The 25634-nt window shown below is 56.7% G+C and carries 27 protein-coding genes; 8 read left to right on the forward strand and 19 right to left on the reverse strand.

All coding sequences use genetic code 11. The annotated features are described in order from the left end of the window. Window positions 1–103: 103 nt before the first annotated feature. The 8 genes from terL to ACTU44_RS17240 all read right to left on the reverse strand — a co-directional run bounded on the left by terL (window position 104) and on the right by ACTU44_RS17240 (window position 8645). Complete coding sequence (gene terL, locus ACTU44_RS17205; RefSeq protein WP_462096060.1) at window positions 104–1606, reverse strand: phage terminase large subunit; 1503 nt, start codon at window positions 1604–1606, stop codon at window positions 104–106. Between the two features lie 25 nt (window positions 1607–1631). Next, a complete protein-coding gene (locus tag ACTU44_RS17210; RefSeq protein WP_462096061.1) occupies window positions 1632–2456 on the reverse strand; it encodes a hypothetical protein in 825 nt (274 codons plus the stop codon). 128 nt (window positions 2457–2584) lie between these two features. Continuing rightward, window positions 2585–2914, reverse strand: coding sequence for a hypothetical protein (locus ACTU44_RS17215; protein WP_462096062.1), 330 nt, complete (start codon window positions 2912–2914; stop codon window positions 2585–2587). A 4-nt stretch (window positions 2915–2918) separates the two neighbouring features. Continuing rightward, window positions 2919–4016, reverse strand: coding sequence for a phage head spike fiber domain-containing protein (locus tag ACTU44_RS17220; protein WP_462096063.1), 1098 nt, complete (start codon window positions 4014–4016; stop codon window positions 2919–2921). Window positions 4017–4071: 55 nt separating this feature from the next. Beyond that, on the reverse strand, window positions 4072–5514 hold the full coding sequence (locus ACTU44_RS17225; RefSeq protein WP_462096064.1) for a hypothetical protein: 1443 nt from the start codon (window positions 5512–5514) through the stop codon (window positions 4072–4074). A gap of 4 nt (window positions 5515–5518) precedes the next feature. Continuing rightward, window positions 5519–5968, reverse strand: coding sequence for a hypothetical protein (locus ACTU44_RS17230; RefSeq protein WP_462096065.1), 450 nt, complete (start codon window positions 5966–5968; stop codon window positions 5519–5521). Beyond that, on the reverse strand, window positions 5968–7920 hold the full coding sequence (locus ACTU44_RS17235) for a phage tail protein (protein ID WP_462096066.1): 1953 nt from the start codon (window positions 7918–7920) through the stop codon (window positions 5968–5970). Before ACTU44_RS17235 ends, ACTU44_RS17230 begins: the two co-directional genes overlap by 1 nt. Window positions 7921–8066: 146 nt before the next feature. Beyond that, the gene (locus tag ACTU44_RS17240) at window positions 8067–8645 is read right to left on the reverse strand and encodes a phage connector family protein (RefSeq protein WP_462096067.1); all 579 of its coding nucleotides are present in this window, start codon (window positions 8643–8645) and stop codon (window positions 8067–8069) included. 135 nt (window positions 8646–8780) lie between these two features. Between ACTU44_RS17240 and ACTU44_RS17245 the strand changes: the two genes are divergently transcribed. Further along, window positions 8781–10430: a tetratricopeptide repeat protein gene (locus ACTU44_RS17245; RefSeq protein ID WP_462096068.1), complete on the forward strand. Its 1650-nt coding sequence runs from the start codon at window positions 8781–8783 to the stop codon at window positions 10428–10430. A 57-nt stretch (window positions 10431–10487) separates the two neighbouring features. Here the strand turns inward: ACTU44_RS17245 and ACTU44_RS17250 are convergent, their stop codons facing one another. From ACTU44_RS17250 to ACTU44_RS17300, 11 genes are all read right to left on the reverse strand, one after another. Next, window positions 10488–11051 (reverse strand): phage tail protein, encoded by a 564-nt coding sequence (locus tag ACTU44_RS17250; RefSeq protein ID WP_462096069.1) that lies wholly within the window; start codon window positions 11049–11051, stop codon window positions 10488–10490. 76 nt (window positions 11052–11127) lie between these two features. Continuing rightward, window positions 11128–11709, reverse strand: a complete 582-nt coding sequence (locus tag ACTU44_RS17255) for a tail fiber protein (RefSeq protein WP_462096070.1) — start codon at window positions 11707–11709, stop codon at window positions 11128–11130. A gap of 87 nt (window positions 11710–11796) precedes the next feature. Next, window positions 11797–12072, reverse strand: coding sequence for a hypothetical protein (locus tag ACTU44_RS17260; protein WP_114098664.1), 276 nt, complete (start codon window positions 12070–12072; stop codon window positions 11797–11799). Window positions 12073–12229: 157 nt separating this feature from the next. Continuing rightward, a complete protein-coding gene (locus ACTU44_RS17265; protein WP_462096071.1) occupies window positions 12230–13045 on the reverse strand; it encodes a phage capsid protein in 816 nt (271 codons plus the stop codon). A 124-nt stretch (window positions 13046–13169) separates the two neighbouring features. Beyond that, on the reverse strand, window positions 13170–13865 hold the full coding sequence (locus ACTU44_RS17270) for a capsid assembly protein (protein WP_462096072.1): 696 nt from the start codon (window positions 13863–13865) through the stop codon (window positions 13170–13172). After that, entirely contained in the window at window positions 13858–14121 is a 264-nt protein-coding gene (locus ACTU44_RS17275) for a Bbp19 family protein (RefSeq protein WP_462096073.1), read from the reverse strand. Before ACTU44_RS17275 ends, ACTU44_RS17270 begins: the two co-directional genes overlap by 8 nt. Further along, window positions 14118–15689 carry a portal protein gene (locus ACTU44_RS17280; protein ID WP_462096074.1) on the reverse strand — a complete coding sequence of 524 codons (1572 nt, stop codon included), beginning with the start codon at window positions 15687–15689 and terminating at the stop codon, window positions 14118–14120. The genes ACTU44_RS17275 and ACTU44_RS17280 overlap by 4 nt, the downstream gene beginning before the upstream one ends. Window positions 15690–15691: 2 nt before the next feature. Then, window positions 15692–15937 (reverse strand): hypothetical protein, encoded by a 246-nt coding sequence (locus ACTU44_RS17285; RefSeq protein WP_462096075.1) that lies wholly within the window; start codon window positions 15935–15937, stop codon window positions 15692–15694. Between the two features lie 239 nt (window positions 15938–16176). After that, complete coding sequence (locus ACTU44_RS17290) at window positions 16177–16749, reverse strand: hypothetical protein (protein ID WP_462096076.1); 573 nt, start codon at window positions 16747–16749, stop codon at window positions 16177–16179. Further along, window positions 16737–17177: a hypothetical protein gene (locus ACTU44_RS17295; RefSeq protein ID WP_114098658.1), complete on the reverse strand. Its 441-nt coding sequence runs from the start codon at window positions 17175–17177 to the stop codon at window positions 16737–16739. The genes ACTU44_RS17290 and ACTU44_RS17295 overlap by 13 nt, the downstream gene beginning before the upstream one ends. 420 nt (window positions 17178–17597) lie before the next feature. Next, window positions 17598–18632, reverse strand: coding sequence for a LacI family DNA-binding transcriptional regulator (locus ACTU44_RS17300; RefSeq protein WP_462096077.1), 1035 nt, complete (start codon window positions 18630–18632; stop codon window positions 17598–17600). A 189-nt stretch (window positions 18633–18821) separates the two neighbouring features. Between ACTU44_RS17300 and ACTU44_RS17305 the strand changes: the two genes are divergently transcribed. The 7 genes from ACTU44_RS17305 to ACTU44_RS17335 all read left to right on the forward strand — a co-directional run bounded on the left by ACTU44_RS17305 (window position 18822) and on the right by ACTU44_RS17335 (window position 25631). After that, on the forward strand, window positions 18822–19832 hold the full coding sequence (locus tag ACTU44_RS17305; RefSeq protein WP_114098655.1) for a TRAP transporter substrate-binding protein: 1011 nt from the start codon (window positions 18822–18824) through the stop codon (window positions 19830–19832). Between the two features lie 135 nt (window positions 19833–19967). Continuing rightward, complete coding sequence (locus ACTU44_RS17310; protein WP_462096078.1) at window positions 19968–20492, forward strand: TRAP transporter small permease; 525 nt, start codon at window positions 19968–19970, stop codon at window positions 20490–20492. Further along, entirely contained in the window at window positions 20489–21766 is a 1278-nt protein-coding gene (locus ACTU44_RS17315) for a TRAP transporter large permease (RefSeq protein ID WP_220150321.1), read from the forward strand. The genes ACTU44_RS17310 and ACTU44_RS17315 overlap by 4 nt, the downstream gene beginning before the upstream one ends. A 10-nt stretch (window positions 21767–21776) precedes the next feature. Further along, window positions 21777–22316: a VOC family protein gene (locus ACTU44_RS17320; RefSeq protein ID WP_462096079.1), complete on the forward strand. Its 540-nt coding sequence runs from the start codon at window positions 21777–21779 to the stop codon at window positions 22314–22316. A gap of 3 nt (window positions 22317–22319) precedes the next feature. Then, complete coding sequence (locus ACTU44_RS17325; protein ID WP_462096080.1) at window positions 22320–23591, forward strand: ribulose-bisphosphate carboxylase large subunit family protein; 1272 nt, start codon at window positions 22320–22322, stop codon at window positions 23589–23591. 2 nt (window positions 23592–23593) lie between these two features. Continuing rightward, entirely contained in the window at window positions 23594–24922 is a 1329-nt protein-coding gene (locus ACTU44_RS17330; protein WP_462096081.1) for a four-carbon acid sugar kinase family protein, read from the forward strand. Between the two features lie 88 nt (window positions 24923–25010). Further along, the gene (locus ACTU44_RS17335; protein ID WP_114098649.1) at window positions 25011–25631 is read left to right on the forward strand and encodes a LexA family transcriptional regulator; all 621 of its coding nucleotides are present in this window, start codon (window positions 25011–25013) and stop codon (window positions 25629–25631) included. The last annotated feature ends 3 nt before the right edge of the window (window positions 25632–25634 follow it).

Here is a 25634-nt window from a genome sequence, read left to right on the forward strand (position 1 = left end):
TAATAAACGTAGGGATAAAAGCTGAAAATTCCATGAATATTTCACATTTGTGATACAGCGACCCGCTAACCATTTGGCATTGTGAGAAAAGTTTTTTCTTCGCTCACGGATTGAAATGGTTCTCGGCACGAAAAACACCGCCATTTCCCCGCCAGTCGGCCCGATAAAGTGGCAAATCGACCCGTGGAAGGCGCACCGGCTCGGCCAGAATGCATCCGGCCACCGCATCAAGCCCGTCATCATGCCCGCTGCCATCGGGGTGCCATTCGCGAAGCTGGCGCAGAAACGGTGTTTTGGTCACCGCTTGCCCGATATGAAGCAATCTTGCCCCCATCACCGCGCCAAAGGCATCCTCGATCCGGGTGGTCTTGTTGGTGGCTTCATAATGTTCTACGACGCTTGCCGCCCATCCGATTGATTTAAGCTCGCGCCGCAGGATATTGGGCAAAAACCGCCCGATGCCATTGGTCTCAACCCGCAATGATGGCAAATGATTGCGCGCGACAAATGCCGCGACCTGCGCACAAAGCTGGCTTGCCTCATCACGCCAGGGGGTTTCGCCGCTTTGCCCGTCTTCAAGCGGGTTGGTTGCGTGCAACCAGGCGATATCATGCAGCCAGTATTCGCCCTGATCACAGATATAGACACACGCCACCACCGCCCCGTCACCGCGCAGCCCGCCAAAGCTCGGATCAAAATGGCAGGCACTTGCGACCATGGTGCGCCCGGCAATCGAAAGCCGCATCCGGCCATTGCCATATTCAATGTCGGTTTCTGCGTCGTAATGATGCAGGCGCGCCGGGTCAAACGGCCCGGCCAGGGGCGCAACCATTTCAAGCATCATCTGGCTTTGAAACTTGTGCGCGGGCGTTCTGGCCCGGATCGCTTCAATCGCCTTGTCATCAAATCGTTCGGGCCAGTTTGACGATCCATGTCTATTGACGATGGGCAGCACAAAACGTGAGAAATCGTTTAAAAACGGTGCAACCTCGCCGGTTTCCGGCCGGACTTCATCGGCATAGATCGAATAGTAACTATGCGGTGTGCCGACATAAAGCTGTGCGCCGCCCGGCGACAGGACATAGGAAATCTCGGAAAGCTTCTCGCGAAGCTCGGCGCGCTTATGGGCGGTATCGCTGTTTTTCGGGACCTCGACATCATCGCAAATCACGATATCGGCCCTTGAGCCCGTAATATTGCCGCCAATACCAACCGCCTGCATCGATGGATCGCGCAAAACGCCACTTCGTGCCACCGTAAAACGCTCGCTCCCCCAGTCGATCAAACGTTCGGGCACGTGACCAGCCATCAGGGGATGGCGTTCAATCACGCGTTTGACGTTGCGCACCATTTTTTTCGCAAGATCAAGATCGGCGGCCAGAACCAGAATGCGCAGATTGGCATCACGATACAGCAACCAGGCACAAAACAGCCCGACAAGCGTTGATTTCCCGGAATTGCGAAAAGCCATCAACAACATCTCTCGCCGCCCGGACCGCCAACAATCTTCGAGCCAGTCCGCCATCTTGCGATGATGCCGCGGCAGGCTTAGCCCCAGCATCTGATCCCAGATCCAGACGAATTCGGCAAAAGTTGCTGACATCATATGCATCCCCCGTTGCGATGGGCGACTATTCGTGTTCTTCCCACCAAATATTGTCATTTCTGGAATATGACTTTGGATAACCTTGCGCCAAATTCATGAAATCCAAATCACCGCTCTGATGCACTCGCAGAATAGCTGTTGGGGGCAGGTTTTCTCGAACACATACATCGAACTCGCCGCCCTCTGCGTGCAACCCCAACGACCTAGCAAATGTGCGAACCACCGCTCTGGATGCCCGGAAAACATCCTTCGTCGAAGACATCGGGACACAAACTTCAACTACGGTCGGCTTACCGATTGACTGAATTAATTCAGTCAGTTTTTTATCTTGAAGCCACATGTAGACCACTTCGCCTCCCCAATGGGAAAGCAAGTTGTTAACACCTCCGTCGCTAACAGGAACAGGCCACGAAGCAAGCCAAAACATCCCTGATCTATTGTCTTTCTGCCCATTCTGAAGAGGGCTTAAATTAAACAACTGAGAAGCACAATCTGCTGGTATATTGCCAACCGCAACTTGCGACGCCAATCTATGCTCCAAGGTTTCTGAGCTTGATAGTTCTATCCCAAAGTTTCGAAGTCGACGGACTTCATCTTCGGTCAGGCGAGTATAGTGGAATGCCCTAAAAGAACTCCTCGAAATTCTTGCCGCAACTTCTTCTTCCAATTCACTGTACGCATCATAGAATTTGTTATTAGGGCGGCAAAGAAGGTCAGGGTCGCGGCAAAGATCATAAGAAATGAAAATACGATTTTCTTCCTCAAAAAAATCTCTTACCAGACACTCATTCTGAGTCAAAAGGTCCACGACATGACGATCAAATGTCGCGACATCCCACAGATCCATCATTCCAAGTCTTCCCGATTGCAAATAAAAACAGTTCTATCAGCGTCAAATTTTTCACAGGTTACAGCAGAATTTGCAGCACTATTTTAATTGCTGCCCACATTAGAGGGACATCGGGAGAAGACTAAAAGCTAAATCTGTGTGCCTCTTCTTAACCCCGACCTAGCTTGCGCAATCAATTGATCAACTTCTCCATTTGCGGCGCTACCGTCATTCGCTATCACTTTCTCTAAGTGCCCTTCGCAGGCCCAGCGCAGCAATTTGATCAGACTTTCAAGATGCCCAAGGGCGGCCTTGCACGCCCCCTGATGGGCGGAAAATTCCTTGGCATCCATGATGCCTGCGGCCTCCCCCGCAAGCCTTTGATAGGCATCCCGCGCCTGTGCAATATCATCGGGCAGTTCGGATAAAAGTCGGGTGCGAAGGATCGCAATCGGATCGGTTTGCTTGGGTGTCTTCATGAGATTACACCACCGAAAGCCCAGCCAACCGCGCATCCGAAAGCCGTTCCGGCCAATAGGCCAGATTGCGCAAATGCCCGTTCATGTGCTTGTCGGTTCCACCATATGATCCCAGCACGATATTGGAAAAATTGCGCGGCATGGCAAAGCCCGGAGGTGATGTCAAAACCACCCCGCCAAGTGCGACGGCGATACCATCATCCTCCCAGGCCAGTGCAATGCGATGGCGGGTATCGGGCGATAACTGCCCATAAAGTGACTGGGTGATGAGTGGCGTACCATCACGGCGCACTGAAATGCGGAGCTGACCGGCATCGCTGTCATAGCCAAGATCAAGATGATCATCATCAAGACTACTGGAATAAAGCTGCACGATCCGCCAGATGCCGCGCCATGCCGACGCAGTCTGCAGATCAAACACCAATGTCCCGGCTCCTTGCGCAAACCAGTCGCCGGGATCAAGCGTCACGCCCTCGGCGGCACGCGAGGCCGGAATGCCGTTGCTGATGATATCCGATGTCGGCGCAGGCCCGGCTTCCAGCTGCGCATTCCAGATCAGGACAGATGCAGGAATCCCCGAAACTGCGGTGCTGATTTTCGGATATCGGGTCGTGCCCGATGCCGGTTCGGCGATTGAAACCCGTTGCCAGTTTTCACCCAATGAAATCGCATGCATCGATGGCCCGTCAATCCCGCCAAGCGTGATGTCCGCGGTTCCCGAAACCGCCCGCATCCAGATGGCAAAACTGTATGTCTCGCCACTGACCAGCGATCCGACATTCTGATAAATGCCATCTGTGCCACCGGGCAGATCCAGCAACATGGCATTATTGCTGCCATCAGGTGCCATGATTGCACTCGGGCCAACCGTCACACCGGCATTCCTTTCCCAAAGCGTGTTTGAAAAATCAGTGGAATAGCGCAGCAGATTGGTTGCAGATGCCTCGATCAAAAGCCCCAGACGCCGACCAAGCGCGTCATGATCAAAACCGGGCTGATCATTGCCAAGGGTTTCGAGCAAGCCATCCTCCCCCCGGATCAGTTTGAATGAGGCCCGCGCAAACCTGATCGAGGCCGCAAGCGGCTGATAACGCAATCCCATCGGATGCACTCCTTGATATGAAATCGGGAATTTTGTCCGGCACGCACCAGATGCGCTAACCGCCAATCCGGTGCAGATGCAACCAGGTCAGCAAATCACTGGCGCCGATATTGCGCGTCTGGGCATCGCTATGAAGCAACCGCACCCGAAGACCGGTCGCAGGGGTTGCATCAATCCGTGCCACACCGCCAAGACGCAGGCTATGTTCCGCCCCGCTGCCGATTGCTGTGATGTCGCGCGATCTGAGGTGATAGTTCCAGCTTGTCCCGTCAAACCGTTCGACAAACAGGCTGGTCATCACCGCCTCATTCGTGATCGGGAAACAGACGCCGATATCGATCTGATAAAATCCCGGCGCAAGCCCGGTGATCGCATGGTTGCTGCTGTCATAAAGGCTGTGGCTGTCTTCGACCACCTGATCCCATTCAATCAGGAACGATCCCCCTGCCGGAATGCCTTGCGCATTGGTGCGCAACAGCTTGACCACAGGCCCGCTTTCGCGCACCGGACAGGCAAACCACCGGGCGCTAGTCCCGCCAGTACCGCCAGCACCTCCCGTGCCCCCGCCATCACAGACCAGATCAACCATATCGCCCCGGATTGGCAGCGGATAAAGGATGTTTTCCGCCCCGCCATGGACCGGCGCAATCACATCGCCACTGGCCGCCGAAACATCAACCATGGTGCCATCGCCATTAAACACCCGATACCGCACGCCATTGCGCGCAAGCGACGCATCCGGAAGGCTTAACCGTGCGCCATTTGACAACCTGACAAGTGATCCGGTTTCACGAATATCCATGATCCGGCTGGTTGATGCATCAATCACCGGCATGCGGCGTTCATCTTCCCACACCAGGGCATTGGCACTTCGGAAATCAAGATCAAGCAACGCACCGGCATCATTTTGCACAAATGATTTCAGCGCGGTTTGTGACCGCGCATCGGCGGCTTCTGCCCGGTTGGCGGCATCCTGTGCAAGGCTTGCATGGCTTGCCGCCTTGGCGATTTCCACCCCGTCCGGCCCGTTCGCCAAACCATCACCCGCCGGGTTCCAGATCAGGACCCTGCCCGCTTCGATCTTTGGAAGTTTCGCCGATGCCTGATCACGATCTGCCGCATCAAGACGCAGCGTAGCTGCCAATGCGCCGTCAAGATCACCGATCGCCGCCGTGATAAAATCAAGATCACGGTCAATCGCGTCACCGCGCGGAACCGACATCGCGTCATAGTCACTCAACCGGCGTAACCGCAACATCCGGGCGATGACGATCAAGCTGCCGTCTGCGGGGGGCGTTTCAAATGTCACCACACCACCCGCCACCGCATCCCCGCGCGCCAGTGTGACGTGAAAGCCGGTATCAAGGGCGACATCATCAAGGGTGATCTTGATATCGCTGTCGTCAAACACCGCAAAATCAAAGCCAAAGCTGACACGCGCGCCATCACCGACAAAGGCGCGTGATGCACTGGTCTGATTGGTAAAAACCGTTCCCATTGCCTTATCCCCCGAACCCGTCACGCCGCGCAAACCAGGCGCTTAGCCGTGCGGCTGTGTCATCCTGTGCCGTGCGCAAAAGCGACTTTTCCCGCCAACTGGCACTGGCATTGATCTGGTTGCGCTTGCGGGTGGCCTCGGCACGATCCGTTGCCTGATCATCAAGGGCGGCTTTTTCATATCCGGCCAGAACCGCACTGGCCGAACCGGTACCACCGGCCATCAAACCCGATGCCCCCTGTCTGGCGCGCAAACTGGCCTGACGGCGGCGCAGGGTCTCTTCGCGCTCGGTGTCCTGTTGCTTTTGTCTTGCATCGATATCGGCCAGTTCGGCCTTGCGCGCAGCGTCAAGCTCGGCAATCCGGCTTTGTGCGCTGGCCTGACTTGCCTGAATTTTCTGTCCGGTCTGCACGGCCGATGCGGCCAACGGCACGATTGATGTAAATCCGCCCATCAGTCATTCACCCCCATTTCCGATGCACATCCCAGCAATAAAAAAGGCCGGGGAAAATCCCCGGCAATCCGCCATAAACCCGCCGAAATCGTACCGCCACTGCCGCGCCGCCATCCAAGGCTTCGCAAGGTGATATCACCACTATAAAGCCCGTCTGCATCATCACCTGTGACCGGAAGGGCAATATCGCGCATGCCGCGCCCGGTATCGACGCGAAGCTGCCCGCTTTTTTGCAATCGCAAGGTCAGCGATACCAGCCGCACGGCATTGCCGCCATGCGGGCGGCTGCCATCCGATGCCGCTGGCGGCAGGGCAAAGATTTCATGAGTAAACGGCAAACCGACGGCGATTTCCGATACCGCACCGGTATCAAGCGGCAGGGTCACGGTCCCGCCCGCCACCGCCAAATCCGTGATCACAATGCCATCAGCCAGACCATTAACCACCAGACCATTAACCACCAGACCGGCAACCACCAGACCATCAAGCGCCTCAAGCCTGCCCCAGTGACGGCGTGCTTCCTCGCCCGCGCCAAGGGATTGCGACACCTGCAAGTCAAAACCGCAATCCTCGTCAAACAGGCCAAGATAATAGCACTCGCCACGGCGCAGACTGACATAGACATCGCCGCCCGACACCGCGACCGATGTAAAATCACAATCCTTTACATTCTGCGCCGACCAGGCGGTGATTGCCTCGGACCGATAAAGCGTCAGGGTGGCAAGTGATCCGTCACGCATCACCACATGCAAAAGCCGGCGGTTGGCGTCAAAGGCCTGATCAACCGGGCGATTGACCAGATGGCGCGACAATAATGCCAGATCGGCTGATCCATAGGCCTGCTCGACATCGGTAAACAGGAATTCGCGGATTTCACGCCCGCTGCGCCCGGCAAAGATCGTCGCCCCGTCAATATTGACCAGTGGCACGGTACGGTCACTCTGACTGCCAATCCGGGTTTGGCGCGTGACCTGAATATTGGCGGGCGTTAACGGATCCCCCGTCACCATCCATTCCGATCCACTGGTAAAAACCTGAAGATGGCGACCGGCAAAAACCCCGGTAATCGCATTGACCTGATCAGCCAGCAGCGCAAATTCAATCGCCTCGTCATCAAGGCCCTCGCCCAGCTCGAAATTGAAAAGATCGCCTGATTGCGACATCCAGAGCCGGTTGGGCAAATCCCGTGATCCGCCAATCACCATGCGGTCCTGATGAAACGTCACACTGCGCGGCCAGCCACGCACAGCCGAAAAGGCCTGCTCGGCAAAATCGGTTGTCGCACTGCTATCTGGCAAGGATGCCTTAAGCGCGATACTTGCGGTTCTTGGCCCCGACACAGCCGTTATTTCGCCCTCGATCCCGGCAATCCGCCACAGGGTCCCGACATGGCCACCGACAAACAGATCAAGATCGGCCGTGACCGTGATCGTCCCGCTGACCCCTGATGGCGTCAGGGTCGCGGCCGGATCGGTGAATTTGTAATAGGGCTGGCTAGTCAGCTGACCGGTTGCCCGCCATGCCCATGATGTGACCTGCCATCCCCCGGTCGCAGTCCGGCTGATCCGTACCGGCGGCGCATCGGGATGCACCACCAGAAGCGTGTCCGCACTTTGCGTCCAGTTCAGAAGATCGTGGTGCTCGACCCCGAACGGTGTTTCAAACCACAGGACCGAAACACCGTTTTCAAACACGGTTGCCTTCATATCGCCAAAGGCCAGGATATAGGTCTGCTCGGTATTGAACTCGAACTGGATCAGGCGCACCGGCCCGTCCAGCCCGTCGATCAGACGAATGCCCGGACGACGGCGCACGCCACCGGATGGCTCGATAAACACATTGCGCAGCCGTGCCGCCCCGTTGGCATAGGCATTCAGATCGGACCGCCCCCACAATTCCGGGGCCAGTTCCCCGGTCGAGAAGGTATTTTTCTCAAGAACCCTGCGGGCCATGAATGCCTCCTTGTTTGGATATCGCATCTGATGAGCTTACGGACCAAGATCCCCGCCTGCGCGGGGATGACGCTGGTGTTTCTGCTTCCGTGTTTACCCGTCGCTCCCGCGCAGGCGGGAGCCCATTGTGCCGGAGGCTCCGCCTCTCAATTCCGGACCGAGATAAGGGAAAAATCGTCAATCGCATGCGGGGTCGATTGCTGGGCATCGGCAAGACGGGCGGCGCGAAACTGATCCTCGGACCGCTTGAACAGATATTCCGCCCGCGCACTGCTTTCGGTCAGCGGCAGACAGAATTCCGCTGCCAGTCGCACAATCAGCGCCAGATCAAACCATGGCGGAAAACTGCCCTCAGCCAGACGTGCGACATAGGAAAGCCAGGCCGCATCCGCCGAACACAGCACCGCACGGTCGCGCAGCTCGAACCGGGTGATTTTGCCGCCGTCATTTTCAAGCGACAGCAAGCGGATAAAATCGCGCGGCATGGCAAAAAGATGCGATCCATCACCGGGATCACGCGCATCATCGGTATTTGCCAATCGCGCCAGCCAGCACCCGCGCGCGGCAAATCGCCAGGGATAGCTTGCCAGCATGCCGTCACGGATGGTCGGATAGAGAAGGCGGGCAATTTCGGCCTCGGCACTGTCTTCGTCAAAGGATGACACCGGGCTGGCCCCGATCATCACTTGCGCACGCGCACAAAGCGCTATGTCACTGAGTGCCATGTGCTTTTCCTCCTCCATATCCGGTTAATTTCAGTTGCCGTTCAGGTTGATTTATTGTCAAAATCAGGCCAACCGGTCGCCCAAGATGACCAAAGCCAACGGCCCGCAAGAATGGCCGCCTTTGCTGGAGCACGCATGTCCCGATCCCCGTTTGCAGTCCCGTTTGCAGGAATGATCCTTGCTGCCCTGATTGCTGCTATGCTGCCCGTGTCGGCTTCACGTGCGGATGAAACGCTTGATGCGGTCCGGCGCGATGCCTATGCCGGTGATGCGACATCCCAGCGCCTTTATGCGATCATGCTGTCTTATGACTATGCCGAGGATGACGGCGAGATCGACGAATACGAGGCCAAACAGATCATCCGCTGGTTTGAATGTGCGGCCCTTCAGGGCGATGACATCGCCATCGAACAATTGCAAAATGTGCCCTACAATTTCGACATCAGCGAAACCGGAGAATGCGAATTTACCGGGGCGGGTTACACCGCCGACGATCCGAAACCTGAGAGTTCGTCGACGGCCACGGCATCCGTTTGGGGCGGCCATACCGACATGTGGGCCGCAGCAATGGATGGCTATCCCGATGCCCAGTTCAAACTGGGCCGGGATTTCGAGCCGACCCTGTTTGATCCGGGCAATATGGAAGTGGCCGAAGCATGGTATAATTGCGCGGCAAGGCAGGGCTATCAGGAAGCCATCGACTTTCTCGAAAATGATCCGCTTTTCAGGCTTTATCCCGCCTCACAGCCCTGTGCCTTTACCAACAAGATGCGCGATGAAAACGGCAATCTGACCCGGGTATTTTCCTCAAGGCCGATCCCGGCAACAGGGTCGTCGGCACCATCATCTGAAACGGCCCCGGGAACCACAACCGCCCAGCCCGCGGACACCGCCGACGTCCCCCAAACATCATCATCGCAAACAGTTCCGACACCGACACCGACACCGGCGCCAACACCAACACCGACACCAGCACCTCCGCCATCCGTCTCGCCGAACGATGCCAAGGCGGACGAACTCTATGGCGCGGCCTATGATGCCTTTTACGGAAACGGGCGCGCACAAAGCTATGAAGATGCTTTCAGGATCGGGCGCGAGGCCGCCGTACTTGGGCATGCGGCCGCGTTCAATTTGCTGGGTGTGCTGTATCGTGATGGTCTGGGCGTTACGAAGGATGCAACCGAGGCGGCCTATCATTTCCGCCATGCCGCCGAACTTGGCGAAGTGGTTGCCATGGTCAATATCGCCGATTGCTATTTGCATGGCACCGGGGTCGAGGTCAACCTGACCCGGGCGGTTGAATGGTATCAAAAGGCTGCCATTGGCGGCAATGCCGGGGCGCAATACAATCTGGCAGCGGTCTATCAGTCCGGGGGCGGCGATATCGCACCTGATCCGGTCCTTGCCCGCCACTGGATGGGGCTTGCTGCCGAAAATGGTGACCCGGATGCCCCCTATTATTACGGCCATTTTCTTGAATATGGCATTGGCGGTCCCGAAGAACCGGCAAAGGCCGTGCCCTGGTATCAAAAAGCCGTGGAAAACGGCAATATCGACGGCTATGCCGCCATGGGACGGATGTATTATTACGGCGAACATGTCCCGGGCGATCTTGAACGCGCATGGCTTTATCTTGCCATCGCCGAGGATGGTGGCCATCCCGATGCCCGCGAATGGCGCGAAACCATCGAACCGGAAGTTTCCTATGAACAGCGCAGCCGCGCCATCGTCGAACTGAGCAAATACCGCGCGAAAAAGGCCGAAGCCGAAAACAGCCGGAACTGAAACGGGGCCCGGAAAACCGGGCCCCGACCAGATCACATCAGGCCAGATCAGATCAGATCAGACCTTGATGATGTAATTCACCACCAGGAATGGCTGCATATTGTTATGCGGCTGATCGCCGCCTTCAATGATGCCATTCTGGCTAGACGATGAACCGGCGTTATTTCCGGATTGCCCAACTGCTGCATCAATATGTCCACTGTGCGAAGGCATCTCATTGATCGTCAACTGATGCGTTTCAGCACCATCGACTGCACCAATGACACGATCCGTCAGGCCGTCGCCCTGACCGGCACCGACCGGAATACGACCGCGCAGATCCGGCAGTTTGAAACCACCGGCCGACTGGCCTTCGCCATAGGTGGTGCCAATGGCTGCAAACAGATCGGCAAACTCGCTTGCGGGCACTTCCGCGCCATCACAAATCAGGAAGCCTTCCGGGGCCACCGAACCGGCAAAGGGCAGCACGGTCGCGACGGGCACCGAACCGGAGGAGCTACCACCACCAAACATGACCTGAAGCGCTTGCAAAAGCTGGGTATCGTCCATGCGATCCGGAACGATGTCTGCTGCCAGAACAACGTTGAGAACTTCGCTTTCAACCGGGCTCAAACACTGCATTTGAATTCTCCAATCAGAGACAAAAAAACCGGCAAGTGACATCTGCCGGGGAGATCATTTTTGGGAAAACAGAAGGTTAAGCTTGGGAACCAAGCGCCGGATAAAACGCCTTGATCGCGTAAGTCATTGCGACGTTGCGCGGGCGGGTTTCTATCCCGCCAGTCGCCTCAGTTTCTGTGATCAAGTTTGCCTCCCCGATAGCACTAGAAGTTGACCCACCAGTGCCATAAAACGCCTGACCCGTGGTGTGGCTGTGTGCTTTGAGCTCATCAGATTGCGCAGAACCAAACACACGCCCGACATCCACATCGCGACCGGCATCGAAACCACGAACAAACTCGCCGCGCAGATCAGGAAGGTTGAAGGTCGAAATTTCGTCGCCAGCACCCCAGACGGTGCCAATTTCTGCAAACAGATCAGCATATTCCGTGCGCGAGATGGCAGCGCCATCACAGACCAGCCAGCCTTCCGGTACCGTTGGCATCGCAAATGCCGAAACCGAGCCGATTTCGCTGCCGATGATAACGGTGTTACCGCCACCGGAAATCAGGGTATTGATCGCCTGAAGCAGCTGGGTTTTGTCATCGCAATCGGGCCAGATGCCGGCCCCCTGAATGACATTGAGGATTTCACATTCGACAGCAGTATTCCCCTGCATGGGCAGTCTCCTTGGTTGGGAAAAGAAAACCCCGGCAGCAGTGCTACCGGGGCCGAGGTTGAGGGAGGAAATAAAAGAGATGCGCGCTTAGTCGGTATTGGCCGTACCAATTGCCGTCATGTCGCGGACATCAACGCCCGCAGCGCCCGAGCTTGCGACCACGAAAAGGCCGCCAGACAGGGTGGCGTCGCGGTTGGTATTGGCGATGATGAAATCACCGACACGCAGCATGTCGCGCGCATCGGCAAAATAGCCCGATGTATCAACGTCGGCGGCGACATCCGGGGTGATGTAATGCCAAAGCGTAAAGCCGTTGGCATAGGCCAGAACACTGAGATTTCTGGCTTTGAAACCTTCTGCCATCTATGGGCTCCTTTGGTTGTCTTTGTCAGAGATTTGAGCTTGCCGGTCGAGATCCCCGCCTTCGCGGGGATGACGATGGGTAAAACAAGCGCGTGGAACGAACGTCATTCCCGCGCAGGCGGGAACCTCGAGCAGCGTATTGAGCAGGACTTCGGCCTTATTCCATGGCCTGCAAACAGGTCACCCCATCGCCGTCAATCAGGGCAGCGCCCTGTGACATGGAGTTGTTCACGAAATGCGCCGCATGATCGCCATGCCAGGTGATATCGGATTGAACGTCCGAGCCAATCGCGTGACCGATGGCCGTGCGGTGATACCAGAAACAGGACCGGATGCCCGCCGCCACCGGAAGCCCCGAATGGGGCATCCAGAGCGTTCCCAACCATCGTTTGGCCTGTGTGCCCTTCCAGGGCAGATCATCATCACCGATATAATCGGCATTGGAAAATTCGTTGATCTGCAACAGTTCCGACCATTGTTTCCAGCCGACAATCGCATAGCGCTGCCCGTCATCGGGAACATCGCGTTCGCCCAGTCCCTCGAACGCCATCATGACTTTTTCAAGCGTCATGCCCTCGGCGTTATCGGGCACGATATCGTCGCCCTGCACCAGTGCATTGATGATCAGCTCGTCGGTCTTGCGGCCCAGCGCATAGGCCCCGGCATTGGCCAGAACCATCTTTTCGTCATGGTTGATTTTAAGTTCATCAAGCGCATCAACCCAGTCCCCGGCATAGTAATCGCGCAGATCACACCGCACCGCTTCATGATCGACATTCATCACCGGTACCTTGCCGTGGCGCGCCTTGGTCATTGCCGTGCCCTTGCCGACTTTCTGGAAAACCGTGGTCGCGCCCTTGATCGAATTTTTCACCCGGACCGTGTTGCGCAATTTTGATCCCATGCGCTGATAGGCCTGATGCACATCGGCCTGAAAATGATCAATAAAGCTTTGATCAATGGTATCGCTCATCGCTAATCGCCCCCTTTGAAGAAATGAAATCCGGGCATCAAAGGCCCGTCGCCAAAGCCATCTGCCTCTGGTGCCCGTTCCGCTGGTGCCCGTTACGCGTCATCTGTTGGAAAATGCGGTTGTCCTAATCGCCGCGCAGGCGCGCAAAGCCCGCCTGCACCTCGGCAATCAGGGCCGGATCGCGATCACGCCAATAGCGCGGATCATTCATTTTGGCCCGGATATCGGCGCGCAAATCGCCACTGCCATCGGCATCATTGGTATGACCCAATGTGATCTCGCCTGCCTGCGTCATCAAACGATGGAGCGCCATCACCCCGTCCCTGGTCTGACAAAGTGTTTCAAAGGCCGCATCGGGCAGGTTAGCCCGCCCCCATTGTTCGATCCGCGGTGCCAGGGCCTGCCATGCGTCCTTGCCACCAAATTCAGTGATCAGGGCGGCACGGTCCGATGCCCGTTTGGCGGCCTGATCCATATCGGCCATCATCGGACCCAGAATTTCCCCGGCGAGATCATAAACAAGCTGGGCCTGCGCATTGTTAAATCCCGCTTGATGCAGGCGCTTGTTCAGATCGGGATCCATACCGCCAAGCGCATCATCAACCGAAATCGCATAGTCATCAGCACTGGCAGGCACCGTGAGCATATCGGCGTTATTCCCGTCATGCTCATCACCCTGATCATCCGGCAAGCCCCCAGACAAAAGCCCCGCATCAGCGGGGCCCGGATCAGGAATTTCAGTTTCAATTTGTGGTTCGGCACCACCGCCCGACAGGCTGTCATTTGGCGGTGTTTCATTATCCGCGATGATGTCAGTCATCTGCCTCCTCCGCAGTGTTGTTTGCTGTTGCAAGCCGCCGGATCAAAAGCACCAGTGCGCGTTGCCCTTCGCGCATCCAGATCGCCCCCGGACTTACATCCGGGCCAAGGGCGCTGTGCAGAATATGTGCTTCAAGATCATCGAGAACCTGTTGCCCGGCGGGACTGCCAAAACAGGCCTGCCAGTGATCATTTTCCGCGCCCGGATTTGGAGACTCTTGCGGTTCGAACCAGTCCCAACCGTTTTCGGTGTTCATGCCAGTTCCTCCGCCGTAATGGTCGGCAAGGCCGGTTTCAAAAGATGGTCCGGCACCCCGAACTGATCGGCAAGCCAGCGCACCATGACCGGCAAATCGACCTCATTCAACGCATCGGGACCAAGGGTTGCGATGCGTGAAAGCCAGTCAAGCGCCTGCCCCGCCTGTACCCGTCTTGGCAATTGCGCCAGCGGCGCGGAATGGCGCAAAACCACGACATCCCCGTCAATCGGAATGTCGGGAAGTTCCCCGGTCCGGCTCAGGATATGAAGCGCCCGGCGGATCAGCGGATAAAGCAATTCCCCCTGCAACCGGCCATAGGTCGCACCAAGCAACCGCGCATTTTCCGATGCACGTTCAAGCACCTCGGTCGCGGTCATGCCCGGTTGATCAACCTGACCCAGCCGGTCGGCCAGAAGACAACGGCGAATACGGTCACGCAGGTCCGACAACACAAGATCGGACACATCAAACCGGCCCGGCGCATCAAGCGGCTTGAGCCCGGCCGAGCCCACCGCCTTGGGGATGATGCTGCCCGGTACAAGTCGAATGGTGGCCGGGTTCAGCACCCCGTCATCATCGGCCTGCCAGATGCCGGTCACCGCAATCGATGCGTTTTTAAGAACAAGTTCGACCACCTTGTTGGCGGTTTTGATATCAGGCAGCGCCTTCATCACAGGCGACCTTCCATAAATCTCGCCCGGGGCCTTCATCCAGCGAAAGGTGATATAGGGCGACACATCAAACTGCCCGCGATAAATCAGATCATCCTGTGATGCCCCGCCTTCCTCGCGAAAGACGCAAATCTCATATCCCGATTGCCCGCTGGTGGCCGGTATAACCGCCTCGATCACGGCAAAGCGTTTCTGATGATCTTCTTCATCATTGCTTGCCCCGAATTCGGGCAGTTTCCCGGCATCGGGCCAGTTCGACCTGATGTCATCACGGGTCAGCATCAGCTTGCGAAACACCGCGTCCATCTTGCCATCAGATCGTTCTTCAAAGGCCAGATCACGCAGCGGAACAGCGCTAAATCGAAAGGCCGACGGGCTTTGCAGACCGGCCTTTTCAAGACGCAGGCATGCGGTACCAGCCGTGACCAGATCAAGAAAGGCCTGATGCATCTCGACTGCAAAGTTCGACCGGTCAAAATGCCCCTGAAGAATGCGCACCGCACGGCCAAGCTGTTCCGTCAGAACCTGACGATCATCGGACGCAACATTGCCGCCCGGTTCAAGATCAAACCACCCACCCGCAGGCGGGGTAATTTCGGCCATCAGACTTGCGGCAAGCTGTTCGACCGCATCAGGTGCGGTTGCGTCAAACACCCGGTCAAGGCGCTTGCCCCCGCTGGTTTTCCGGGCGGCACCATTGCGTTGAGGCAGGGCAAATTCATAACATTCCTGCCAATGGGCCAGCCAGTTGCGCCGACGGCCCACCGCCTTTTGATAGCGGCTGCGCAGCTGGGCAATACTGGTGTTGGTGTTATTGTCCCTGGCGCTGGCGCTGGGCTTTTGCGGCTCCTGTCCGGCGGCACCATGGGTCATCTGTTTTGCCGGTTTTGCCATGCCTATTCCCCCAAAAGGTTTTTGCCACCGCCAAGCCCGGTGATGCGGTCATTCAGCAAGCCGCGAAAGCTTGTGGTGATCAGGCTGGACCGGCCATAACGCCGACGCTCAAGGGCTTCCTTGCGGGCGTTGCCGGTCGCGGTTTCCGTGCCGGTTGGCGTATCCGCAGCCGCATCGTTGGTGGTGGTTGCGTTCGTGACCGGATTGCTGACCATGACCGGCTTTGGCGTTGAAAACAGGCTTCCCATCGCGGTCTCCGGGTTGTGAAGTTTGGTGATGGTTGCGAAAGAGCACGTTGCACGAGCCCCCGCCTTCGCGGGGATGACGGCGCCCAAAACAGCTGCAAGGAACGAACGTCATTCCCGCAAAGGCGGGAAACGCGATCCACAAGCTCACGGCCAAACGCAAAAACGCCCGCAAGGGTCGGAACCCTGCGGGCGCAATTATCGCGTTGATTTGCCTCTTATAGCATCACAAGAAGAACAAATCAAGAACATTTTTCAGAAAAATAAACATGGCCGTTTTCAGCCGTCCGGTCCCTGCCCGTTTGGCTTTGCGCGTACATATGACGATAAAGCTGCCAGGGGGTGATGACCCAAAAGGCCGAAATACCCAGCAATCGTTTAACCAGCTCGACACAGCTCATCGGGCCAAACCGGGCCTTGCGCGTGACCATGTGCGGGTAATGGGCCCAGATGCAATGATGGCCGATTGACCGGTAATAGGCCGCCGGATCAAAGATTGGCGAATAGGCCCAGCTTTCACAGCGCACCCGGTGGCTTTGCGGATCAAGGCAAATCCATTCCCCGGCCCGCAATCCCGACACCAGCACAAAGCAATGGCGAAATCCGGGTTTAAGAAGCCGCAATAACCGCTTTTCCGGAGCATCGGCAAAGACCACCAGAACCGATACCTCGCGCGCCGATGTCGACTGGCTGATCCATTGATCAAGCGACGTATCGTTGCTGGCATCCGCGTTCGGGATGGCATGATAACTGTCGTCGTCACCTACCCTGCCCGGCGCGACAGAGCACAGATTTTCAAAACTCAGATTCCGCATGGCGACAAATCCCCGCGCAGTTTGATCATGACCTCGTCATGGTGGAAATCCTCATCGCGGCGGCGCGTCACAATCCCGCGTGTGATCAGGACATTTTCAAGCGCCTCCATGGCCTGCCGCCACAGGCTGTCCTTACCTTTTTCACGCGGATCACGGGGATCGGGTTCGCGTTCCACCAGCCCGAAATATTCAAGAACCTGCAAATGCCGGTCGGTCAATGTCCCGGCCTGTTTCAGCCGCATCACCGCGTTATAGACATCATCGGGATCGCACGGGCGCACCACCTCGCCCGCATCGGCGATCACGCGTGCGCCCTCGATCCGCGCGGTCTGACATCGCACGAACCAGAACCATGCCTGACGCGCACTGGCAAAGGGCGTAATTTCACGCTCTGACAGGGGTTTTGGAAAAAGTCGTTGTTCGGTCACGTCGCCCTCCTGCTGGCTGGATTCTCATCGCAACGCCGACCATGCAATCCCCTGGGATGGGGCACCAACCAGCCATTTCACCCGCCAAAAAGCCAAGCTGGACCCATCGCACGCACATAAGTGCGCATCGTTACGATGATGCTGGTTTGTGATTTCCCCAAAGACGGCCATGCCGCCCAATTCCGGCAACGGTGCCACAGCCGTTGCATATTTCAGGGCACCCCGCCGCCTATGAGCAGATGGAGAAAACCCTATTTCTGGATGCAGTTCCGGTGTTGATTTTCAAGTTATAATCCCCTTTTGTTCTCATTGTAAAGGATTAATTTCCTATTCAGAAGATGAGCACGCACTATCGCGATGGTACAACAAATCACGAAACTGACCGCAAAACATTGAATTTACTTGGAAAAGAGAACTTCCTTACGGCAAATTCTCTTTGACCACCACTTCCATGGTCAGCTTGGCCAGGTCCTTGTCGACCTGACCACCGGCGCGCAGATTTTCAAAGATGCGCAGCACATTATGCGCGATCACGCCGGGGCTTTGGGTGATGACGACATCCATGATGTCTTCAAGCAGGAAACGACGGGTATCGGGTGTCAGGCCATGGCCGATAAAGATGATGTCGCGTCCACGACCGCTTTCGCGCAAGGCGCGTGCCACCCCGTCCGATGCCCCGCCAACGTTATAGATGCCAATCAGATCGGGATATTCTTCGAGCAGTGATTTGGTGTGCAGATAGTTTTCGCTGCGATCATCATGACCTTCGCGGGCTGCAACCACGCGCAGTTCGGGAAATTCTTCTTCCATCAGGCTCAGGAAGCCCATTTCGCGTTCTTCATGGGCGCGATAGGTACGGCTGGCCGCAATCATTGCCACCCGCCCGCTGCGACTGCCCTTGAACCGGCCCAGCAAATATCCCGCCGTCCGGCCAACCGCACGGTTATCAAGCCCGACATAGGCAGCATGGGGCACACCGGAAATATCGGACACCACCGTAATCATATGCTTTCCGGCATTCTGAAGTTCGGACACGGTTTCACGTACCAGCGGATGATCAATCGCCATAAAGGCAATGCCATCGGCCTTTTCGCCATGCTGACGAAGCGCCTCGGACAGAAGCTGCGGATTGAAACTGTCGATGAAAAAGCACCGCGCGCGGATGTTATAGCCCGTGGTGGCCTCGGCCGCAGTTTTGATGCGATCACCAAGCAACTGCAAATACGGGTTGGTGCCCGATGGCAACAGGAACACGACCCGCATCGGTTTGGGCCGAAACGCTTCGGCCATATCGGTTTCAGGCAGATAGCCAAGCTCGCTTGCCGCTTGCAAAACCCGCTTTGCCGTGCGTTCACGCACGCCCGGACGTTTGTTCAAAACGCGGTCAACCGTTGCCGGTGAAACCCCGGAAAGCTCGGCGATATCCTTGATGATGGGGCCGGTCGTTTTTGGCATCTGATCCTCAAAAAACATCAAAACACATCATTTTATGATGTTTGATGAGGCAAAATGTTTCACGTATTCTGCGTCCATTCAAGGGAAAAGATATAACAATCCCGACCGGAAAACAGATAAGGTACGAACATATCTTTCAAAGGTGCGTTCTGCCGTCAAAACGCTCATAAACCATCATGGGAGGAAACCATGGCTATGCATAAAAAGTTTCGCCAGCTCGCGACCACCTTTGCAGCGGCAGCTTCGTTTGCCGTGATCGCACACGGCGCGCAGGCGCAGGAATATGAACTGAATTACGGCCACATGAACTCGCCGACCAGCGTTGTTGGCATGCAGGCAGACTGGCTGGCCGAAGAAGTCGCCAAGAACACCAATGGCGCGGTCAAGATCGATGTTTACCCATCCTCCCAGCTTGGCAAGATTCAGGAACTGGCCGAAGGCGTTTCGATGGGTTCCATCGCGCTTTCGCACAATACCGCTGGTGCGCTGAGCTCGCTTTACGAAGATTTCGGTGTGCTCGACACCCCGTATCTGTATCGCGACTATGATCACCTGATGAAGGTTGTCGACATCAACTCCCCGATCATGGCCGAACTCAATCAGGGCCTGATCGACAATACCGGCATGCGCGTCCTGTATGCGTTCTATTTCGGCACCCGTCAGCTGACCGCCAATATGGCCGTCAAGACGCCTGCTGATCTGGCTGGTGTCAAAATCCGCGCCATTCCGTCCCCGGTTTATCTGACCGCGGTCGAGGGCCTTGGTGCTGCCCCGGTTCCGGTTGACTGGTCGGAAGTCCCGACCGCCCTTGCAACCGGCATCGTTCAGGGCCAGGAAAACCCGGTAAACGTTGCAGTTGACCACAAGCTCTTTGATGTTCAGTCGCACATGATGCTGACCGGTCATATTTCGGCCGCAGAAATCGTCGTGATCAACGAAGACCTGTGGCAGAGCTTCCCGCAGGACATCAAGGACGGCCTCACCAAGGCGGCTGAAACAGTTCGTCAGAAAGCCTCCCAGATGATCCTTGATAAGGAAGCAGGCGATCTTCAGAAGCTTAAGGATGCCGGTATGACCATCATTGGTCCGGATGACGGTCTTGATGTTGCGGCCTTCCGCGCCGGTGTCGAGAAACTCGTCCACGAGCGTTTTGACGACAAATACGGCAAGTATTTCGAACAGATCGCTGCTGTAAAATAAAACGATCAGGGCGGCATCAGGGAACCTTGCGTTCAGGGATGTCGCCCGCCCCTTTTATCCCGCTTTTATTCAGGTATCGTCATGCCGTACAGGAATTCCCCGATCTACAGGGGACTGGACCGCATCTGCCGCTTCATGACCGCATTATCCATGCTGATGCTGGGTTTGATGGCTGTGCTGGTGGTTGGTCAGGTGATCTTGCGCAACTTCTTTGATCTTGGCCTGCCCTGGGCCGATGAATTATCGCGCATTTCCAATATCGCCCTGGTGTTCTTTGCCGTTCCGGCCTTGATGCTGCACAACCGTCATATCGCAATTGATCTGCTTTATGGCGCCCTGCGGCCTTGCGGAAAAGCGATCCTGCGATTTTCCAATTATGTGCTGATCAGCGCATTTGCAGGCATCTTCCTGTTTGGTCTTTACAAGTTTCTGATCCGTGCGGGCAAATTCACCACCCCGTCGCTCAGCCTTTCGAATTATGCAGTTTATGCGCCGGTTCTGATCGCGATTGTGCTTTTGCTGATTGTTGCACTCTATCGCCTGATCACCGGCACCGAACCTGCTTCTGACTTTGACACCGAAGAAGACGAAAACCCGATTGCCAAGGCCATCGCCGAGGAAATGTCGGAACAGGTATCGTCTGGGGATTCCCGCAAATGATGAGTGCAACCCTTCTTATCCTGTTTCTCGCACTCATGATCATTCGGGTGCCGATTGCGGTCTGTCTGGGCCTGTCATCGGCTGTGGTGATGATCCTGTTTAACCTGCCGATGGCGGTTCTGGCGCAGCGCACGGTCAATGCGCTTGATTCAACCCCGCTTCTGGCCGTGCCGCTTTTCATCTTTGCCGCCAATCTTCTCAGCCTGTCGGGTGTGACCAACCATCTGTTTGAACTGGTCCGCATGATGGTTGGCTGGATCCGGGGTGGGACCGCGCAGGTCAGCGTTCTGGTCAGCCTGATTTTCTCGGGCGTGTCGGGTGCGGCCCTTGCCGATATAGGGGCCCTTGGTGCCGTTCAGATCAAGATGATGCGCAAACAGGGGTATTCTTCCGAGTTTGCATCGGGCATCACCATGGCGGCAGCCACCATCGGTCCGATCTTCCCGCCAAGCATTCCGTTGATCATCTTTGCGTCGGTCTCGAACGTATCAGCGGTCAAGCTTCTGATTGCTGGCATCGTTCCGGCCATCCTGATCACCATCCTTTTGATGGCACAGGTTGCCGTGATGGCGCGCATCTATAAATTGCCGCGTGACGAGGTGAAATTCAGCCTTGCGGCCTTTGCCCGCAAATTCGTCGTCTCGCTTCCTGCCCTTGCCGCCCCGGTTCTTCTGATCGGCGGTCTGATTTCGGGGTATTTCGGGCCGACCGAAGTGGCCGGTGTCACGGTTGCCTATGCGCTTTTGATCGGCAAGTTCATCTATGGGCAGCTTGATCTCAAACGTGTTCTGATTGCCGCACGCGACAGTGTCGATGCCACGGGCAATGTCCTGTTCATCGTTGCCACCGCCGCCCTGTTTGCCTGGGTCCTGACCATGGATCGCCTGCCGGCAACGGCCAGCGAGTTCCTTCTGGGGCTTTCCAGCGATCCACTGGTGCTGCTTCTGATCGTCAATGTGCTGCTGCTGGTGGTCGGCATGTTCCTTGAATCCATTGCCGCCATCCTGATCATCGCACCGATCATTACCCCTGCCATGACGGCGGCCGGTGTTGATCCGCTGCAACTTGGCATCGTGTTCGTTCTCAATCTGATGATCGGGCTTCTGACCCCACCGGTCGGCATGAGCCTTTATATGGTCAGCATCATCGCCAAGATGCCGCTGCACCGCGTGATCCGGGGCGCCTTGCCCTTCCTGTTACCGCTGTTTTTGTCGCTGCTCGCAGTGACCTGCATACCGGCAATCTCTGTCTGGTTGCCCAACCTTCTGGATTAAGTGAGGAAACATGAGCAGATTTCTTGGTGAAATTCGCCAGCTCGGTTATGTCGTGCCCGATATCGAAGAGGCCATGGAATACTGGTCCACGACCATGGGTGTCGGCCCCTGGTACTATAACCCGCGCGTGCCGATCGAGGATTACCGTTATGACGGCAAGGCCTATGACGTCCACAACTCGGTCGCACTTGCCAATTCCGGTTACGTTCAGGTCGAACTGATCCAGACCCGCAATGACGCGCCATCCATGTATCGCGACTTCACCCAGGCCGGGAATGTCGGCCTGCAACATGTCGCCTACTGGACCGAGAAGTTTGATGAAGACCTTGCCCTGATGGAAAGCAAGGGCTTCAACGTCAAAATGAGCGGCAAGGTCGGTGACAATGGTCGCTTTGTCTATTTTGACCGCGAAATGCATCCGGGCACCGTGATCGAACTTTCCGAGGTCGTCGGCCCCAAAGGCCGTCTGTTCAAGTCGATCTATGAAGCCTCGATTGACTGGGACGGTTCTGATCCGATCCGTCCTTTCCCGTCGCTTTCGGAAATCTGAGCCATGGACCTGATCGAAGCCCGCTATCTTATCGAAACGCCGATGGACCCTGCAAAGATCGCCGCCATCATGGCTGGCGAACAAAGCAGCGGAACATTCGTGCGCGTAGCAGGTGAAACCGACGAGCTGCGCGAACGCTGTTCGGCCCGCGTGCTTGAAGTCCGCGAACTGACCCCGGTCAATCACCCCAGCCTGCATAGTGCCTATCTGACTGAGCGCGGCATCACCGGCCCCTATCGCCGGGCTGAAATCCGCATCGGTTTTCCAACCGGCAATATCGGCAAAAACCTTGCGACACTGGCCGCAACGGTTTCGGGCAATCTTTATGATCTGGGCGAAATCACCGGGCTTAAGCTGATTGATGTCACAGTGCCCAAGGCCTATCGCGATCTTTATGATTATCCGGTGGCCGGAACCAAGGGCACGCGTGATCGCATGAATGTCCATGGTCGCCCGTTCTTTGGCACGATCATCAAGCCGAATGTCGGCCTGCGCAGCGAAGATATCGCAAGTCTGGTCGGGCAACTTTGCGAAGCCGGTGTCGATTTCATCAAGGATGATGAAGTCTGCGCCAATCCGGCATCCGCCCCGCTTGCCGAACGCATTCCGGCCGTGATGGATCAGGTCCGTCGGTATCGGGATCGCACCGGGCGCGATGTGATGATCGCCTTTAACATCACCGATGAAACCGATGCCATGCGTCGCCATGCCGACCTGATTGAAAAAGAAGGCGGATCATGCGCGATGGTCAGCATGAACTGGACGGGTCTTTCAGCCCTTCAGACCTTGCGCAAATCGACCGGCCTTGTCCTGCACGGGCATCGCAACGGCTTTGGGGCGCTGTCGCGTCATCCGATGATCGGCATGGCCTATCCGGCCTATCAGACGCTGTATCGTCTGGCGGGTATGGATCACATGCATGTCCATGGCATGGGCGGCAAATTCTGTGATGAAGACAGCGAAGTCGAAGCATCGGCCCAGCTGTGTGGCAAGCCGCTTGCCGCTGGCAATGGCGATGAAGATCGCGTTCTTCCGGTCTTTTCGTCGGGCCAGTGGGCTGGCACGGTTCCGGCCACCTGCAAGGCGGTCGGATCGGCTGATTTCATGTTCCTGGCCGGGGGTGGCATCCTTGCCCATCCGTCGGGACCTGCGGCCGGCATCACCAGTCTGCGTCAGGCATGGGAAGCCTGCGAAGCCGGTGTCAGCCTCGAACAACATGCCAAAACCAACCCTGCCCTGTCAGAAGCCCTGGCATTTTATGGGGCACGAGGCTGACAATGACCAAACTCGTTTTTTGTGCTGATGACTTCACCGGGGCGTCCGATACGCTGGCCACGCTGGCCCGGGCAGGACTTTCTGCACGCCTGTATCTGACTGCTCCGGATATGTCGGAACACAAAGACGACGTTGGTCACGGGTCACCGGGTTCAGACCCTGGCAGCCTCGATGCCTTTGGTGTTGCAACGTCGCTTCGTGCTATGGGGGTCGAAGACGGCGTTGCCACCATCGGCAAACTTGCCGATCAGCTGGCAAAAGCCCGCTGTGGCATCTATCATTTCAAAATCTGCTCGACCTTCGACAGCGCACCGGAAACCGGCAATATTGCCGCCGTTGCGGATCGTTATGCGCAGTCCGTTGGTGCAAATTGGAAAGCCATCATCGGCGGACAGCCATCACTGCGCCGGTTCTGTTTCCTTGGCAATCTTTTTGCCGGTGTCGGCGCGGGACAAATCCACCGCATTGACCGCCATCCGGTAATGGCAAACCACCCGGTCACCCCGATGAGCGAGGCCGACCTTCGTCGCCATCTGGCAACACAGGGCTGGTCCAGTGTCGGGTTGATTGATTTCACCATGATCCGGCAAGGGCGCACTGCCCTGATTGCCGAAATCAAACGCCGGATCGCCAATGGCGAAACCGAAACCCTGTTTGATGTGTCCGATGAAAACGATCTTCTGACGATTGGCGAAGCCCTTCATGAGATCGCCAGATCCGCCCCGGTCCTGTGCATTGGCGCAAGCAGCGTCGCACAGGCGCTGTTTCCGTCCTTCCCGCCCCTGCCGCAAAATGCTGCCAAGGCATCGCGGCGCGCAGGGCCGGTCTTTGCCTTTGCCGGAAGCAGATCACCCCTGACCGCCGAACAGGTGGCAAGCGCACAGAACTATATCAAATACCGCGTGTCTCCATCTGATCTGCTTGATCCCGATGCCGTCAATCTGTTGAAAGACGAATGTCTTTCGGCCCTGAAAGACGACAAGAACCTTTTGGTGTCGCTGTCTGATGACCGCAATCACACGATTGCCAGCCATGACCTTGCACAGGCCAGCGCGCGTTTCATCGCCGATATCAGCCGGTCGGTAGCCCTTGGTTTCCTTTTGATTGCCGGTGGCGATACATCAAGCCTTGCGGTTCAGGCCCTTGGCATTGACAGCCTGTCCTATGTTGCCGATTTCGATGCCGGTGCGCCGGTCATTCTGGCCCATGCCCAAACACATGACAGCGCACAGAACAGCCTTGATGGCCTGCCGATGCTGCTTAAGGGCGGGCAGATGGGCAAAGTCACCCTGTTTGACAATATCGCCAATCTGGCCATCGCCAAGGCTTAGCCGGGCGCTCTGTTCCGGCCTGTAAAATCCCCGAGCGATAAGGAATAAATTCCTTCGACTGCGTCCCGCCCCCCTGCTAGGATGGGTCATGATCCGACATCAGAAAATTTGGGCCGCCCTTGACCAGATCGCCAAAGACCACGGTTTGACACCGTCGGGTCTTGCACGTCTGGCCCAGCTTGACCCGACGACATTCAACCGGTCCAAACGCACCACCACACAGGGCAAGGCGCGCTGGCCCTCGACCGAAAGCATTTCCAAGGTGCTTGCGGTGACCGATGTCAGTTTCCGTGAATTTTCCGAACTGGTTGATGGCAACGGGGCCGGGCGTATTCCGGTGATCGGCTTTGCGCAGGCTGGCAATCAGGGATTTTTTGACGATGCCGGTTATCCGGTTGGCGGATCATGGGAAGACATCACTTTTCCGGCCCTGCATGATCCGACCGCCTATGGCTTGCGGATTTCCGGGGACTCAATGGCGCCGGTCTTTCGCAATGGCGATCTGATCATTGTCAGCCCGGCATCAAACATCCGCCCCCATGACCGGGTTGTCGTCAAAACGGTTGATGGCGAAGTTCTGGCAAAGGAACTGATCCGGCGCGGCGCGCTTGGCGTTGAGCTGAAATCGTTCAACCCCGACTTTGAAGACCGGTTCATCCCCGCCGATCAGATTGACTGGGTCGCGCGCGTTTTATGGTGCAGTCAGTAACCC

The sequence above is a fragment of the Thalassospira sp. SM2505 genome (genome assembly GCF_054901115.1).